This is a genomic window from Glycomyces artemisiae (assembly GCF_003002955.1).
Lineage (GTDB): Bacteria > Actinomycetota > Actinomycetes > Mycobacteriales > Micromonosporaceae > Glycomyces > Glycomyces artemisiae.
This window is the reverse complement of the sequence record NZ_PVTJ01000001.1, coordinates 188316-204595: the sequence shown is the minus strand read 5'-3', so window position 1 is coordinate 204595 and position 16280 is coordinate 188316. Positions and strand designations below refer to the sequence as shown.

Below are 16280 nucleotides of genomic sequence, written 5' to 3'. Positions count from 1 at the left end.
GATTCAGTCGTGTCGAGTGCGACTCCGGGCAATCCGCTGACCGATTTCGGTGCCAATGAGTGGCTGGTCAACGAGATGTACGAGCGATACCGCGAAAACCCCGACAGTGTGAGCGCCGGGTGGCGCGAGTTCTTCGGGGGCGATCCGACCACCGCGCACCTCAACGGCGAGAAGCCGGCCGACACCAAGGCCGCAGCGAACAAGGCCGCCGACAAGCAGGCCGCCGCCGAGGCCCCCGAGCAGGCGGAGGCCGCACCCGCGCCTGCGCCGGAGCCCGTCCCCGCCGCGCCCGCGAAGCCCGCCGAACCGGCGGTCCGGCCGGAGCCCGCGCCCGCTGCCGTGGCACCCGAGACCTCGACCGAGAAGGCGACCCCAGCAGTGAACGATTTCGGTACCAAGCCGCTCAAAGGCGTCGCGGCCAAGGTAGCCCAGAACATGGACGCGTCCCTGGAGATCCCGACGGCCACGTCCGTCCGCGCGGTCCCCGCGAAGCTCCTGTTCGACAACCGGATCGTCATCAACAACCACCTCAAGCGCGGCCAGGGCGGGAAGGTCTCCTTCACGCACCTCATCGGCTACGCGCTCGTGCAGGCCGTGAAGGCCCACCCGGGCATGAACGCCTCCTACAAGGTGGTCGACGGCAAGCCGCAGCTGGTCACGCCGGAGCACATCAACCTCGGGCTCGCGATCGACCTCGCCAAGCCCGACGGCTCGCGCACCCTCGTCGTGCCGTCCATCAAGAACACCGAGTCGATGGACTTCCGCGAGTTCTGGCAGGCCTACGAGGACCTGGTCCGCAAGGCCCGCAACAACAAGCTCACGATGGAGGACCACGCCGGGGCGACCCTGACGCTGACGAACCCGGGCGGCATCGGCACCGTCCACTCCGTCCCGCGCCTGATGAAGGGCCAGGGCCTCATCGTCGGCGTCGGCGCCATGGAGGTGCCCGCGGAGTTCGCCGGGGCCTCCGACGAGACCCTCTCGGACCTGGGCGTCTCCCGGATCATGACGGTCACCTCGACGTACGACCACCGGATCATCCAGGGCGCCGAGTCCGGCCAGTTCCTGGCGACCCTCCACAAGCTCCTGCTCGGCGACGGCTTCTTCGACGAGGTCTTCCGCTCGCTGCTCATCCCGTACGAGCCGGTCCGCTGGGTCCGCGACGTGTCGAAGACCCACGAGGGCCAGATCGACAAGAACGCGCGGGTCATCGAGCTCATCCACGCCTACCGGGTCCGCGGCCACCTCATGGCCGACACCAACCCGCTGCACTACGAGATCCGCCGCCACCCCGACCTCGACATCCTGTCGCACGGCCTCACCCTGTGGGACCTCGACCGGACGTTCCCCGTCGGCGGCTTCGCGGGCCAGCAGCGCATGAAGCTGCGCGACATCCTCGGCGTCCTGCGCGACTCCTACTGCCGCCGCATCGGCGTGGAGTACATGCACATCCAGGACCCGGAGGAGCGCGCCTGGCTCCAGCGGCGCATCGAGGTGCCGTTCGAGAAGCCGAAGGTCGAGGAGCAGAAGCACATCCTCGGGCGCCTGAACGCCGCCGAGGCGTTCGAGACGTTCCTCCAGACGAAGTTCGTGGGCCAGAAGCGCTTCAGCCTCGAAGGCGGCGAGTCGCTCATCCCGCTGCTCGACCGCATCCTCAACGAGGCCGCGAGCGCCGAGCTCGACGAGGTCGTCATCGGCATGCCCCACCGCGGGCGCCTGAACGTCCTCGCGAACATCGTCGGCAAGAAGCTCTCGAAGATCTTCACCGAGTTCGAGGGGCACATCGACCCCAAGAGCATCGGCGGCTCCGGCGACGTCAAGTACCACCTGGGCCTCACCGGCCGGTTCACCTCCCCGAACGGGCGCGACGGGATCACGGTCTCCGTGGCCGCCAACCCGTCCCACCTCGAAGCGGTGAACCCGGTCCTCGAAGGCGTCGTGCGCGCCAAGCAGGACCGCCTCAACCTCGGCGAGGAGGGCTTCACGGTCCTGCCGGTCGCCATCCACGGCGACGCGGCGTTCGCGGGCCAGGGCGTGGTCGCCGAGACCCTGAACCTGTCGCAGCTGCGCGGCTACCGCACCGGCGGCACCGTGCACGCGGTCGTCAACAACCAGGTCGGCTTCACCACCGCGCCCGCGCACTCGCGCTCGTCGCTGTACTGCACCGACGTCGCCCGCATGATCCAGGCGCCGATCTTCCACGTCAACGGCGACGACCCCGAGGCCGTCACCGAGGTCGCCAAGCTCGCGTTCGCCTACCGGCAGCAGTTCCGCAAGGACGTCGTCATCGACATGGTCTGCTACCGCCGCCGCGGCCACAACGAGGGCGACGACCCGAAGATGACCAACCCGGAGATGTACCAGGTCATCGACGCCAAGCAGTCGGTCCGCAAGCTGTACACCCGCGCGCTCATCGGCCGCGGCGACATCACCATGGAGGACGCCGAGGAGTCCCTCGCGGACTACCAGGCGCAGCTGGAGCGGATCTTCCGCGAGACCAAGGAGGCCCTGGCCGGGCAGACCGGCCCGCTGCCGTGGCGCCACCAGCCCGAGCCGGTCGCCGACATCGACACCTCCGTCGACGCCGAGACGATCGCGATGATCGGCAAGGCCCACACGACGCTCCCCGAGGGGTTCGCGCCGCACAAGGCCGTCCGCCGCGTGCTGGAGAAGCGCACCGAGATGTCCACCTCCGGGCACGTCGACTGGGCCTTCGCCGAGACGCTCGCGTTCGGCTCGCTCCTCATGCAGGGCAAGGCCGTGCGCCTCGCCGGGCAGGACTCGCGCCGCGGTACCTTCGTGCAGCGCCACTCCGTGGTCATCGACCAGGAGACCGGCGGCGAGTACACGCCGCTGTCGAACCTGGGCGAGCACACCGCGAAGTACTTCGTGTACGACTCGCTGCTCAGCGAGTACGCCGCGCTCGGCTTCGAGTACGGCTACTCGGTCGAGAACCCCGAGATGCTGGTCCTGTGGGAGGCCCAGTTCGGCGACTTCGTCGACGGCGCCCAGACCGTCATCGACGAGTTCATCTCCTCGGGCGAGGCCAAGTGGGGCCAGCACTCCAGCGTGACGCTGCTGCTGCCGCACGGCCACGAGGGCGCCGGCCCGGACCACACCTCCGGGCGCATCGAGCGCTTCCTCCAGCTGTGCGCCGACGAGAACATGCGCGTGGTCAACTCCACGAGCCCGGCGAACTACTTCCACCTGCTGCGCCGCCAGGGCCTCGACCCGGTCAAGAAGCCCCTCGTGGTCTTCACGCCGAAGTCGCTGCTGCGCCACAAGGCCGCCGTCAGCCAGCTGGAGGAGTTCACCACCGGCCGCTTCCAGCCCGTCCTCGGCGACCCGGCGCTCGCGTCCGGCGAGATCCGCGCCGAGAACGTCAAGCGCGTCCTCCTGTGCTCGGGCAAGGTCTACTACGACCTGGCCGCGGCCCGGGCCGCGCGCGGCGTCACCGACACCGCGATCCTGCGCGTCGAGCAGCTCTACCCGCTGCCCGCCGAGGAGCTCAAGGCCGCGCTCGGCGCGTTCCCGAACGCCGTCGAGACCGCCTGGGTCCAGGAGGAGCCCGCGAACCAGGGCGCCTGGTCGTTCATCGCGCTCAACCTGCTGGAGCAGCTCGGCGGGGTCCACCTGCGCCGCATCTCCCGCCCGGCCGCCGCCGCGCCGTCCACCGGCTCGCCGAAGGTCCACGAGGTCGAGCAGCAGGCGCTCATCGACGTCGCGGTCCCGCAGCCGCAGTAAGCGACGAGAACCGAAGGGGGGAGGCCGATTCCGGCCTCCCCCCTTCGGCGTCCCCTGGGGCCGTGCGGGACCTCGGGGAAAAACAGGTTGCGCATCGGTAGCGCTTCCATATATGCGCACTCTTGACTCCATCGATGAGAGCGATAACAATGTCAGGACGGTTCACCCTTCGAACTGCCGTCCAAACAAAGCTCACATTGGAGTGATGCATAGATGCCGAACCATCCCTCGCCTCCAGGGGCCCTCTCCAGGAGGACGCTCCTCACCGGGACGGCCGCCGCCGCGGGCCTCGGCCTCACCGGGTGCGGGTCCCTCGCAGTGTCGCTCAGCGACAAGACCGTCGTGAAGCAGTGGAACCTCCTCGCGGGCGCCGACGGCGCCATCATGACCGACCTCCACACCCGGTTCGAGGACGAGTACCCCGACGTCGACCTCCAGGCCACGACCCTCGGCTGGGGCACCCCGTTCTACACCCGGGTCGTCATGGGCGCCTCCGGCGGCAACGGCGCCGACGTCGCCACCGCCCACGTCTCGCGCATCAAGAGCCTCGCCCCCGACACCCTCCTCGACCCGTTCGACCTCAAGGAGGTCGAGGACGCCGGGCTCGACCCCGACGCGTTCCCCGCCGAGATCTGGGAGAAGTGCTTCGTCGACGGCGACCTCTACGCGATCCCGCTCGACACGCACGCCCTCGTCAACTACTACAACCGCGAGATCTGCGAGCAGATCGGCGTCCTCGACGCCGACCGGACCCTCCTGGAGACCCAGGGCCGCGACGCCTACTTCGAGATCCTCCGCGAGGCCAAGGCGATCACCGGCCAGTACGGCACCTCCCTCGACACCTTCGGCGGCTGGCGGCAGTTCTGGGCCTGGTACCGCCAGGCCGACGGCGAGATGTCCTTCGGCGACGGCGACTACGAGATGGACGACGACAAGGCGCTCCAGGCCATCGAGACGATGTACATGATGGCCGAAGAGGGCCTGTGCCCCACCTTCGCCGACGGCGCCCAGTGCGCCGCCAACTTCGAGAACGGCGCCGCCGGGTTCGTCCAGGTCGGCAACTGGGAGATCACCCGCTTCCGGGCCTTCAACGAGGCCCAGGGCCTCGACTTCTCCATGGCCGAGATGCCCGACTTCTTCGGCAACCGCCGCACGCAGGGCGACAGCCACTCCTTCATCCTCCCCCACCACAACCAGTGGGACCCCGAGGTCCGCAAGGCCACCATCGAGTACGTGGCGTTCATGCTCCACAACTCCTTCGACTGGGGGGCCGGGGCCGGGCACACGCCCGCCTACCTGCCCGTCACCGAGAGCCCCGAGTACCAGGCCCTGGAGCCGAACGCGGAGTACTCCGGCGTCGTCGACAACGTCCAGCTCGACCCGGACGTGTGGTTCTCCGGCTCCGGCGCCCGCCTCTTCGACGAGTCCGGGTCCGTGTTCCAGCAGGTCTACAGCCTGGCCCTGAACCCCGAGGAGGCGCTGGCCCTGCTCAAGGAGCGGATCCAGGACCTCGTCTCGCTCCCGAACCCGGTTGATTGAAACGATCCAATAGGGATTTCGCCATGACTGCGCAAACCGAGACGCCCGCAGAGGCGCAGGCCGTGGAGACGCGGCCCCCGAGCACCCCGAACGCGAAGCGGCGCAACTGGACCGGACTGTGGTTCGTCCTCCCGTTCTTCGCCGCGTACGCGCTCTTCCTGATCTGGCCGACGATCCTCGGCCTCTACTACTCCTTCACCGACAAGTCGATCACCGGCCGCACCCCGAGCTGGGTGGGCCTGGACAACTGGTCGGAGGTGTTCGCCGACGAGCGGGCCTGGAGCGCCCTGTGGAACACCGCGGTGTTCACGCTGTACTCCACGCCCCCGCTGGTGATCCTCGCGATCGTCTTCGCGCTGCTGGCGAACCGCGCCCGCAAGGCCGGCTGGTTCCTGCGCCTGGCGTTCTTCGCGCCGTTCGTCATCCCGGTCTCGGTCGTCACGACCATCTGGACGTGGATCTACCAGCCCGACGGCGGCCTGCTCAACCACTACCTGGAGCTGTTCGGGATCCAGAACCCCGACACCCCCGTGATCTGGCTCCAGGACGAGAACCGCGCCATGTGGTCGGTGGTCATCACGACCGTGTGGTGGACGATCGGCTTCAACTTCCTGCTGTACCTCGCGGCGCTCCAGACGATCCCGCAGGACGTCTACGAGGCGTCCGCCATCGACGGCGCGGGCTGGTTCCGGCAGCTGCGCAGCATCACGCTCCCGCTGCTGAGCCGCACCACCGGCCTGGTCATCACGCTCCAGCTCATCGCCTCGCTGCGCATCTTCGACCAGATGTACCTCATGACCAGCGGCGGCCCGAACCGGGCCACCGAGGTCGCCATCCACTACATCTACATCTCGGGCTTCGAGGGCTACCGGATCGGCTACGCGTCGGCGCTGTCGTACGTGCTGTTCGTGCTCATCCTGCTCGTCTCGATCGTCCAGTTCCGGCTGTTCTCACGGAAGGGGGCCTGACATGACCGCAGTGCTCGACAAGCCCGCCGCCACCCCCGCGGAGGCGCCCGCGCGGCGCCGGAGGTTCAAGCGCCCCAGCGTCGGCGCGGTCATCGTGTACGTCGCGGTGGTCCTGCTCGCGGTCCTGTGGCTGCTGCCGCTGCTGTGGGCCCTGTCCACGTCGCTGAAGACCGAGACCGAGGCGAGTCTCGGCCAGGACGTCCACTGGATCCCGCGGGACTGGTCGCTCGACGGCTACCGGGCCGTGTTCGAGCAGGGCGACCACCTGGTGTGGATGGTGAACTCCACGGTGGTCTCCACGATCGTCACGGTCCTGACGCTGACCTTGTGCGTGCTCGCCGCGTACGGGTTCTCGCGGTTCGACTTCCCGGGGAAGAACGTGGTCTTCGGGGTCATCATCGCGGGGCTCATGGTCCCCGGCGAGGCGCTCATCATCCCGCTGTTCGACATCGTGGGCTTCCTGAACCTCTCGAACACCTACTGGGGCCTGGCGCTCCCGCAGGTGGTCGCGCCGGTCATGGTGTTCATCCTGAAGCGGTTCTTCGACGCGGTCCCCCGCGACTACGAGGAGGCCGCGAAGATCGACGGCGCCGGGCACCTGCGGGTGCTGTGGAGCGTCATCCTGCCGCTGTCGGGGCCGATCCTCGCGGCGGTCGGGATCTTCACGTTCATCGGCTCGTGGAACAACTTCCTGTGGCCGCTGCTCGTGGCGACCGACCCGTCGATGATGACCCTCCCGGTCGGCCTCGGCGTGGTCACCGGCGGTACGGCCTGCTGTACGCGCAGAACATGGCCTCCGCGGTCCTGGGCGCGCTGCCGCTGCTCATCGTGTTCATGATCTTCCAGAAGCAGATCGTGAACGGCGTGGCGGGCGTGGGCCTGAAGTAGCCGCACGGGACGGGGCGCGGATCAACATCCGCGCCCCGTCCGTGTTCGTCTCTCTCAGAGCGGTCCCCGCGTGCTCCAGCGGTCGCCGCTCACTCCGGCACTGCCGTCAGATCCGGTGCCTTCATAGAACCCCCTCCTTGACGAGGCACGACGCCGGGCTGTAGCCGACGGTGTCGCCCGACTGGACCCTGATCCACTCGGTCTCCCAGCGCAGGCCCGCGCAGCCGATGGTCCTGCCGCCCTGGGTCGGCTCGCACGCGCCGTTGACCTCGGTCTTGTTGTGCAGCCGGAGCAGGCGCCGCGCGCCCATGTCGGTCTCGGTGAACACCGAGACCCCGAAGGTGGCCTTCACCGAGTACTTGCACGACAGGTCCTGCTCGTGGGTCCAGCCCTCCGAGAGGATGGCGTGCTGCGCCGCGATCGGGCGGGCCTCGGTGCCGACGGCCCCCGCGGTCTCGGAGGCCGCGCTCTCGCCGTTCCTCGCCAGCGCGATGGCGACGACCATGATCGCCGCCGCGATCGCGACCCTGACCAGGATCTTCCTGGCCACGGTCCACGTGCTTCCGGCGGCGGACTTGATGCCGCCCTTGACCCGACCCATTACCGACATGGCCGCTGCTCCCCTGCCCTCGGCGCCCGTGCTCACTGCGGCCGGGCGCTCGGCGTTCGATGCCGGGGCCGGAACCGGCCCGTGAGTGACATCCATTACAGGGTGAAGGCAGGCGGGCCCGGCCGGAGGCCGAACCCGCCAGAAACCGGGGCCACTGTCATACTTACGACGCTGTCGGCCCGGGTCCGGGCCTGCGGCTAGGCGTTGGTGACGACGACCTTCCCGAACGCGTCGCCCGAGGCCAGGCGGCGCAGGGCCTGCTCGGCGTCGGGGAGCGCGTGCTCGGAGTCGATGACGGGCTTGAGGCCGCTCTCGGCGCAGAACAGGAGGAGTTCCCGCAGCTCGGCGAGGGTGCCCATGGTCGATCCGAGGATTTCGAGCTGCTTGAAGAAGACGTGCCGCATGTCCACTTCCGCGATCGGTCCGCCGGTGACGCCGCAGTTGACGAGGCGTCCGCCGGGTTTGAGGGACTTGATCGAGTGCGCCATGACGGGCGCGCCGACGGAGTCGACGACGACGTCGACGCGCTCGGGCAGGCGCCCGCCGGCCTCGACGGCCACGGCGCCGAGTGCTTCGGCCCGCTCGCGGCGCTCGGGGCTGCGGCCGGTGGCGTAGACGCGGGCGCCGAGGGCCCTGGCGAGGACGATCGCGGCCGTGGCGACGCCGCCGCCGGTGCCCTGGACGAGGACGGCGCTGTCCTTGGCGGCGCCGTCGGCGCCGAGGCGGCCGCGGGAGGTGAGCATCCGCCACGCGGTGAGGTACGCGGTGGGCAGGCACGCGGCCTCGGCGGCGGTCCAGCCCTTCGGCACGGGCACGAGGTTGCGGGCGGGCACCGAGACGTACTCGGCGAGCGTCCCGGGGTGGAGCTCGGACAGGAGGGTGCGCTTGGGGTCGAGGGTCTCGTCGTCGAGCGAGGGGTCGGCGATGACGGGGTAGACGACGACCTCGTCGCCTTCGGCGGTGCGGCCCACGGCGTCGGTCCCGAGGATCATCGGGGTCTGCTCGGCGCGCAGCCCGACCCCGGCGAGCGACCAGAGGTCGTGGTGGTTGACCGAGGCCGCGACGAGCTCGACGCGGGTCCAGTCCTCCGGCACCGCCGGGGGCTCGATCTCACCCACCGAGAGCGCGTCGAACGGGTCCTCGGGATTCACGTTGCGGGCGTAGGCGGCGAGCATCGGGACTGACCTCCGATTCGTTGTTTTCACTGTCCACCATGGTGTTCTGTGAGCAGCGTTGTCGCGTACCCAACTCTAGGGGGCCGACCAAAACGGGCGTTCATAGAGGTATGGTCGGCGGTGGAATCACAACCCACTGAAGGAAGCTGGAGGGGCGCATGTTCAAGCCTCTGTTCAAGCGGCTGCTGCCGACGATCGACGCTTCCGCTCACTGCGACCTGCCGTGCGGGGTCTACGACCCGGCCCAGGCCCGCATCGAAGCGGAGTCGGTCAAGGCGATCTGCGAGAAGTACCAGGCCAACGAGGACCCGGAGTTCCGGACCCGCGCCCTGATCATCAAGGAGCAGCGCTCCAACCTGGTCAAGGAGCACCTGTGGGTGCTGTGGACCGACTACTTCAAGCCGCCGCACTTCGAGAAGTACCCGCAGCTCCACACCCTCGTGAACGAGGCGACGAAGCTGGCGGGCGCCTCGGGCTCCAAGGGCTCCGCCGACCCGAAGGTCGCCGAGGAGCTGCTGGCGAAGATCGACCAGATCGCCGAGATCTTCTGGGAGACCAAGAAGGCCTAGCGCCTTCGGCATTCGTGCGGAGCGCCCTGTCCCGAGCCGCGGGAGAGGGCGCTTCTCCGTTCGGGCCGTCCCCGTGCGCGGGAATTCGGGCGGGGTATTCCGCGCCCGGCCCGCGGTCCGATTATCCTTTGCAGCGAGAGGGGTCCGCGGTCTCGGGCTCCTCGGTCACAAGGAAGCGGTTATGCCGGTGAGCGATGAGCGCGACGACGTGCTGCTGCTCGACGTCCCCTCGACGGGCGACTACCTGTCGGTCCTGCCGACCGCGACCGCGGCGGTGGCGACCCGCCTCGGGTTCTCGCTGGACGAGATCGAGGACCTGCGGGCGGCGGTGAACGCCGCCGTGGCGCTCCTGATCCCCGCCGACCCCGGCCGCCCCCGGCCGTTTCGCCGCAAGAGCGGCGACGAGCCCCTCAAGTGCCGCCTGGAAGTGGGCGAGGAGGCCCTCCAGATCGTGCTGAGCCGCCCCAAGGGCGAGCCCCTCCCCGACGCCGGGTCCTACCAGTGGCAGGTCCTCAGGGCCCTCACCGACGAGGTCGAGGCCGAGGTCCACGACGCCACCACCACGATCCGCATCCGCCAGCGCCGCCCCGCGACGGAAGCCGACGCCGACACCGAGCGCCACCAGATCCACTAGCCCGCCCGGGAATGTCGTACCCCTGGGGCATCTTTGCAACCGGGGGCCCACCCCACCGCCTTCGGCGGGCCGGCAGCGTGTCCTGAGACGGACAAGCTTGAAGGCCCGGCGGGCATGCCGGGCCTTCCAAGCTTCTGTTGTCGCAAATTCGAGGGATGGGTTACATCAAGGGATTGCGCAGTACTAGCCGACGACCTGGGTGGCGAGCGTGCGCAGCGCACCCGAGCGGCGCTTCAGCTCGCGGCGCTCGATCTCGCTCATGCCGCCCCACACGCCCGCGTCCTGACCGCTTTCGAGCGCCCACCGCAGGCACTCCTCGGTCACGGGGCAGCGCCGGCAGACGTTCTTGGCCTGCTCGATCTGTACCAGTGCCGGACCGGTGTCCCCGATCGGGAAGAACAGCTCGGGGTCCTCGTCGCGGCAGATGGCCTCGTGGCGCCAATCCATCAAAACATCTCCTTGCTAAGCATCAAGCATCTTGCTTTCACGGTGTTATGAGTTCTTGCGTTCGGGCGTCGCGGGCCGCTGGGGCCCTGCACCGGGCGTTCAGGTCGCGCTCCGCACGCGCGCCGTACCGTGTTCCGTCGGGCGGGAATCGCCGCGGCGGTCGCACCACACGGACGGGCGCTGGCGGGCACTCGGCACGGATCGCGGTTCCCTGTAAGGGGAATCGTTGTCACCGCGAGCTCGGAATGCCCTCGCGTCGCGCCAGCACCGTTGCTGAACGCACTGGGCCGGGGGGCACACCCGCCTACGGCGTCGGCCGCCCAGATGGCGACTGCAAACCTACAGCTCCGCGAGCGGATCTGCGACCGGTTCGCACCGTGACCCGGGCCCTTGTGAATACTTTCACAAGGTTGTGATTTGTCAAGGGTTCGACTCCGGAAATGAGCACGAAGTGAGTGAACTCACCGTGCTACCTCGAAGAAGACTCGGGGAACTCGTTCCCCGGTGTCGCAGGGACCCCTACCGCGGGTCCTCGTGCGACACCCGCCACACGTTCCCTCCGCGCGAGCCGAAGCCGTTGTCCGGCTTGCAGGCTTCGTAAAGGAGGGGGTCGGTGACAGCGAGTCGAACCGGTTTGACACACTGGTACTCAAGGTTGGCCGACACACCCTGCGAGGTAAAGTCCGCCAGGGCAGAAGTACCCACGACGCCCGGTCTATAACGCACCGAAAAGACGATATTCGGTTGTAAGTCTCGCGCCGTCCCGGTAGGGATGGCGAAATCAACCTTGCCTGCTCACGGGCGACTTGTCAACACCCACCTAGAGGTTTTCCCAAGTTGTTAGCAGGCCACCCGCAGCGCCTTCGGCACCGAGCTGAGTTCGAGTTCGGTGCGCTCTCCGAGATAATCCCCGTCGAGCTGGAACGCCTGCGAGAGCGACGCGCGCAACCGGATCCTGGAGAGATCGTGATGCGTCACCGCGTGCTTGCCGTCGGGTCCGTCCCGTCCCACCAGCAGTGAAGCGGCGGTCAGCGCGGCGTCCGACAAACCCAGTTTACGCAGAATCAGGACATCAAGTCCAGCATTAAAGGACGCCCGCGCGTTGAGATTCACCGGAAGGGCGCCGAGGTACGTCCACGGTGCGCAGTTCTGGACCACGACCATCCCCATCGATTCGACCTCCTCGCCCGTGGACAGCGCCACTTTGATCGAATCCCCTTCCACGCCATGCTCAGTCAGTTCCGCCATGACGGCGCGGGCGTAGTGCGCGCCGAGATTGCGCTTCTTGCGGTACGACTCGACCTTCTGGATGATCGACGCGTCCCAGCCGAGCCCGGCGCAGAACGTGAACAGCCGGTCGATCCCCTCGCCCTGCGCGCGACCGAGACTGACGGTGCGGGTGCGCGGCGTGTCGGACAGCGCCGACACGATCGCCGTCGACGCGCGGCGCCGGTCCCACGGCAGGCCCAGGGCCCGCGCGAACACGTTGGTCGACCCGGCCGGGATCGGCGCGAACACGGGCGCCTCCTCGGCGGTGCGGCCGTCGGCGACCAGGCCGTTCACGACCTCGTTCACGGTGCCGTCCCCGCCGAGGGACAGCACCACGTCGTACCCGGCGTCGGCGCCCCGGCGGGCGAGCTCCTCGCCGTGGCCGCGCCCGTCGGTCTTCTCCACCGTCAGGTCGAGCACGGTGTCGAGCTTCTTGACGACCCAGCGCGTACGGCGGCGCGAGCCGGTGGAGGCCTTCGGGTTCACGATGAGCAGGCCGCGCTGTGGCGCTGCTTTCAGGTCGCGCATAGCCGCAGCGTAGCCCGGGATACGGTGGAGGTGTGAACGAAACCGACGCCGACATGGGCGCGGTCACCGAAAGCCACGGTGACAGCGCACGTCCGTGGACCCTGACCGCAGCCGCCGGCGTGTTCTGGCTCCTCGCAACGGGACTCGTCGCGGCCGGGGCCTGGGCCCTGATCCAGATCGCCACCGGCGACGTCGACACCGTCAGCGGGGCCGTCGGGATCGCGCTCCTGGCGTGGCTCGCGGCGCTCTATTACTGGTTCATCGGGCGGCGGCTCCTCCAGAGCCGCGACATCGTCGCGCAGGCGGTGTTCCAGGCGCTCCTGTGGCTGCCGGTCGGGTACTACCTGCGCGAGTCCGCGCACCCGGTGATCGGGGTCGCGGCGTGGGCGCTCGCGGCGGTGCTGCTGGCGCTGATCCTGTGCGGCCCGAGCAGGCGCGCGGTCGGCTTCGGCGAGCGCAGGCCCTTCAGCGAGAGCGAATAGGCGACCCGCTTGGACCACAACTAGGCGATCTCCCGGCTGAACTACGCCTCCGCGGCGCGCTTCGCGATGAGGTCGAGCAGTTCCGGTGCGGCGCCCAGAGGTTCACCCGTGTGGACGACGCCCGCGTCCCGTGCCGACTCGATCGCGGTGTCGCACAGGATGCCCGGGGCGATGAAGTAGCAGACGGCCGCGATGCGCTGGGCGCCTTGGGCCTTCAGCAGTTCGACCGTTTCACCCGGTCGGGGGCCCGGGCCCGAGGCGAAGCCGGGGCCGGCCGGGACGCCGAGGAGGCGGCCCGCCTCGCCGGCGATCGCGGCGACGTGCGCGCGGCCCTCGTCGACGCGGGTGCCCGCGGCGCACACCACGAGCCCGTCGATGCCGTAGGGAAGATCGCGGAGCAGGGCCTGCGCGAGCGAGAGGTCCCCCACCGGGCGGGCGACGGCGACCGCGAGCCCCGGGCGGGACTCCTCCGCGCGCTTCGCGACCTCGGGGAGGTCGGTGCGGGTGTGGTAGGCGTCGGTGAGCAATAGCGGCAGTGCGACGGCGGCGGACTCGCCGGTGTCGGCGATGCCCCGCAGGACCTCCACCGGGTGCGGCTCGTTGAACTCCAGGAACCCGACGTCCGCTCCGGCCGCCCGCGCGATGGCGCGGACGGCCTCCGGGGAGCGCGGGTCGGGGCTGCCGTGGGCGACCAGGACGATCGGCCGCGGCGTCCCCGAAGGCGCCGTCCCCGCCGCGGCCGGGGCCGCGCCGGGTTCAGGCGCCTGTTCCTCAGACATGCAGTCCGCACTCGGTCTTGTCGAACGCGGCCCAGCGGCCCGCGCGCGGGTCCTCGCCCGGCGCGGTGCGGCGGGTGCACGGCCAGCAGCCGATGGAGCGGAAGCCGTCCTTGAGCAGCGGGTTGACCGGGATGTTGTGGCGCTCGATGTACGCCTCCTGGTCGGCCTCGGTCCACTTCGCGATCGGCGAGACCTTGACCTTGCGGCGGGACAGGTCGAAGTCGACCACGCGCGTGTTCGCGCGGGTCGGGCCCTCGTCGCGGCGCAGGCCGGTGGCCCAGCCGTCGTAGTCGGCCAGGGCCGCGTTGAGCGGCAGGACCTTCCGCAGCGAGCAGCACTCGTCGGGGGCGCGCGAGAACAGCCGCGGCCCGAACTCGGCGTCCTGCGACAGGACGCTCTGGTCGGGCTGGATCGACCGCACGTTGACGTTCATCGTCGCGGCGACGAAGTCGCGGACCTCCAGGGTCTCCGGGAAGTGGAGGCCCGTGTCGAGGAAGACCACGTCGATGCCGGGGGCGACCTCGCTGGCGAGGTGCACCACGGCGGCGTCGGCCATCGAGGAGGTCACGCAGAAGCGCTCGCCGAACTCGCCGACCGCCCACTCGATGATCTCGTGGGCCGTGGCGTCTTCGAGGCGCTCCCCCGCTGCGGTCGCGAGGTCACGGAGTTCGAATGGGTCTCTTCCTATCCCGTTGCTGCTCATGCTGCTTCACTCCGATCGGGGTGTTTCACTCCGGCTGGTCGCCGGTGGAGGGCGGCGCGATGATCGGCGCGGCCGCCATCCCGTGGTATTTGACGGCGAAGACGCGGGTGCAGTCCGCGCAGTGCCATCCGCCCTTGATGTCGACGTCGCTGTCGGCATCGGGCGCGTAGGGTCTGAGGTCCTCTTCACCGCAGTACGGGCAGTGGTAGGGGACGACGCGGCCGCTCACTGGAGCTCGGATTCCTCCGCGCGGTGGACCCACTGCGCGAACGTCTCGTCTTCGGTGCGGCCCGCGAGGTAGCGGCGGGTGACGCGCTCGACGTAGTCGCCGAGGTCCTCCGAGGCGACCTTGAGGCCGCGGGACTTGCGTCCCAGGCTCGCCGCGGAGGCGTGGCCGCCGCCGAGGTGGACCTGGAAGCCCTCGACCTGCTCGCCGTCCTTGACCACGAGCTGGCCCTTGAGGCCGATGTCGGCGGTCTGGGTGCGCGCGCACGCGTTCGGGCAGCCGTTCACGTGGATCGACACGGGGGTGTCGAGCTCGGGGACGCGCTTCTCCAGCTCGGCGACGAGGTCGCGGGCGCGGTCCTTGGTGTCCACGATCGCGAGCTTGCAGAACTGGATTCCGGTGCAGGCCATGGTGGACCGGCGCCACGGCGACGGGTTCGCCTCCAGGCCGATCGCGCGCAGGTCCTCGACGGCGTCGTCGACCTTGTCGCCCGGGATGTCCAGGAGCAGGAGCTTCTGGAGCGGGGTGGCGCGCACGCGGTCGGAGCCGTACTTCTCGGCGATGTCGGCGAGCTGGCCGAGCATCGTGCCCGAGACGCGCCCGGCGACCGGCGCGAGGCCGATGAAGTACTTGCCGTCGCGCTGCTTGTGGACGCCGACGTGGTCGAGGAGCTTCTCCGGGACCGGCGGCTGCTCCAGGTCGGGGAGCTTGCGGCCCAGGTACGCCTCGGATTCGAGGACCTCGCGGAACTTCTCGGCGCCCCAGTCCTTGACGAGGAACTTCAGGCGCGCGCGGGTGCGCAGGCGCCGGTAGCCCCAGTCGCGGAAGATCTTCACCACGTTGAGCCACACCTCGACGATGTCGTCCTGCGCGACCCAGGTGCCCAGGCGCTGCGCGAACATCGGGTTCGTGGAGAGGCCGCCGCCGACGTACAGGTCGAAGCCCGGCCCCAGCTCGGGGTGGACCGCGCCGATGAGCGAGATGTCGTTGACCTCGTACGGGCTGTCGGGCAGCCAGCCGATCGTCGACTTGAACTTGCGCGGCAGGTTCGAGAGGCTGCGGTCGCCGATGAACCGGTCGTGGATCTCCTTGATCTGCGGCGTGGCGTCGATGACCTCGTCGACGGCGACGCCCGCGACCGGGGAGCCGAGGATGACGCGCGGGCAGTCGCCGCAGGCCTCCTGCGTGTCGAGGCCGACCGCTTCGAGGCGGCGCCAGATCTCGGGCACGTCGCGCACGTCGATCCAGTGGAACTGGACGTTCTCGCGGTCGGTGACGTCGGCGGTGTCGCGGCCGAACTCCTTGGAGATCCCGGCGAGGGTCCGCAGCTGCGCGAGGTCGAGCTGGCCGCCGTCCATGCGCACGCGCATCATGAAGTACTTGTCGTCCAGCTCCTCCTCTTCGAGGATGCCGGTCTTGCCGCCCGCGATGCCGGGCTTGCGCTGCGTGTACAGGCCCCACCAGCGGAAGCGCCCGCGCAGGTCGGCGGGGTCGATCGAGTCGAAGCCGCGGTGGGCGTAAATGCCCTCGATGCGCTGCCGCACGTTCAGCGGGTTGTCGTCCTTTTTGGACTGCTCGTTCTTGTTGAGCGGCTCCCGGTGGCCCATGGCCCACTGGCCTTGGCCTTTGGGGCGGGACGGTTTGCGCGTTGGCGTTGGCACGGTACTCCTCATCGCGGACACAGGTGTGGCGTGGATTCGACGGCGGAAAAGCCGGAAG

General features: G+C 69.4%; 14 protein-coding genes and 1 pseudogene. 7 read left to right on the top strand and 8 right to left on the bottom strand.

Annotated elements, in window-relative coordinates; genetic code table 11:
* The first annotated feature begins 9 nt into the window (after positions 1-9).
* The 4 genes and pseudogenes from B0I28_RS00960 (at position 10) to B0I28_RS00945 (ending at position 7139) form a co-directional block, all read left to right on the top strand.
* Entirely contained in the window at positions 10-3744 is a 3735-nt protein-coding gene (locus tag B0I28_RS00960; protein ID WP_245888838.1) for a multifunctional oxoglutarate decarboxylase/oxoglutarate dehydrogenase thiamine pyrophosphate-binding subunit/dihydrolipoyllysine-residue succinyltransferase subunit, read from the top strand.
* Between the two features lie 213 nt (positions 3745-3957).
* Positions 3958-5283, top strand: coding sequence for an ABC transporter substrate-binding protein (locus B0I28_RS00955; protein WP_106361947.1), 1326 nt, complete (start codon positions 3958-3960; stop codon positions 5281-5283).
* 23 nt (positions 5284-5306) lie between these two features.
* Complete coding sequence (locus B0I28_RS00950) at positions 5307-6251, top strand: carbohydrate ABC transporter permease (protein WP_106361946.1); 945 nt, start codon at positions 5307-5309, stop codon at positions 6249-6251.
* A gap of 1 nt (position 6252) precedes the next feature.
* Positions 6253-7139, top strand: a pseudogene (locus B0I28_RS00945) (carbohydrate ABC transporter permease).
* Between the two features lie 121 nt (positions 7140-7260).
* Here the strand turns inward: B0I28_RS00945 and B0I28_RS00940 are convergent.
* Positions 7261-7749: a hypothetical protein gene (locus B0I28_RS00940; RefSeq protein WP_146147927.1), complete on the bottom strand. Its 489-nt coding sequence runs from the start codon at positions 7747-7749 to the stop codon at positions 7261-7263.
* A gap of 197 nt (positions 7750-7946) precedes the next feature.
* Complete coding sequence (locus tag B0I28_RS00930) at positions 7947-8924, bottom strand: zinc-binding dehydrogenase (protein ID WP_106361943.1); 978 nt, start codon at positions 8922-8924, stop codon at positions 7947-7949.
* 158 nt (positions 8925-9082) lie between these two features.
* Here B0I28_RS00930 and sodN point away from each other — a divergent pair, with 158 nt between their 5' ends.
* The gene (sodN, locus tag B0I28_RS00925) at positions 9083-9493 is read left to right on the top strand and encodes a superoxide dismutase, Ni (protein ID WP_106361942.1); all 411 of its coding nucleotides are present in this window, start codon (positions 9083-9085) and stop codon (positions 9491-9493) included.
* Between the two features lie 187 nt (positions 9494-9680).
* On the top strand, positions 9681-10127 hold the full coding sequence (locus B0I28_RS00920; protein ID WP_219926481.1) for an ATP-binding protein: 447 nt from the start codon (positions 9681-9683) through the stop codon (positions 10125-10127).
* A gap of 183 nt (positions 10128-10310) precedes the next feature.
* On the opposite strand, the gene B0I28_RS00915 is transcribed toward B0I28_RS00920, so the two are convergent.
* Positions 10311-10574 (bottom strand): WhiB family transcriptional regulator, encoded by a 264-nt coding sequence (locus B0I28_RS00915; protein WP_030154989.1) that lies wholly within the window; start codon positions 10572-10574, stop codon positions 10311-10313.
* Positions 10575-11414: 840 nt separating this feature from the next.
* Positions 11415-12371, bottom strand: coding sequence for a diacylglycerol/lipid kinase family protein (locus B0I28_RS00910; protein WP_106361940.1), 957 nt, complete (start codon positions 12369-12371; stop codon positions 11415-11417).
* 32 nt (positions 12372-12403) lie between these two features.
* On the opposite strand from B0I28_RS00910, the gene B0I28_RS00905 reads away from it, so the two are divergent.
* Entirely contained in the window at positions 12404-12853 is a 450-nt protein-coding gene (locus B0I28_RS00905) for a hypothetical protein (protein WP_106361939.1), read from the top strand.
* 41 nt (positions 12854-12894) lie between these two features.
* On the opposite strand, the gene B0I28_RS00900 is transcribed toward B0I28_RS00905, so the two are convergent.
* Genes B0I28_RS00900 through B0I28_RS00885 form a run of 4 tightly spaced genes read right to left on the bottom strand, consistent with a single transcriptional unit; the run spans position 12895 to position 16234 of the window.
* Positions 12895-13632, bottom strand: coding sequence for a sirohydrochlorin chelatase (locus B0I28_RS00900; RefSeq protein WP_106361938.1), 738 nt, complete (start codon positions 13630-13632; stop codon positions 12895-12897).
* Entirely contained in the window at positions 13625-14335 is a 711-nt protein-coding gene (locus tag B0I28_RS00895) for a phosphoadenylyl-sulfate reductase (protein WP_106361937.1), read from the bottom strand. Before B0I28_RS00895 ends, B0I28_RS00900 begins: the two co-directional genes overlap by 8 nt.
* Positions 14336-14360: 25 nt before the next feature.
* Positions 14361-14564 carry a hypothetical protein gene (locus B0I28_RS00890; protein ID WP_106361936.1) on the bottom strand — a complete coding sequence of 68 codons (204 nt, stop codon included), beginning with the start codon at positions 14562-14564 and terminating at the stop codon, positions 14361-14363.
* Positions 14561-16234: a nitrite/sulfite reductase gene (locus tag B0I28_RS00885; RefSeq protein ID WP_106362584.1), complete on the bottom strand. Its 1674-nt coding sequence runs from the start codon at positions 16232-16234 to the stop codon at positions 14561-14563. The genes B0I28_RS00890 and B0I28_RS00885 overlap by 4 nt, the downstream gene beginning before the upstream one ends.
* Positions 16235-16280: the final 46 nt, after the last annotated feature.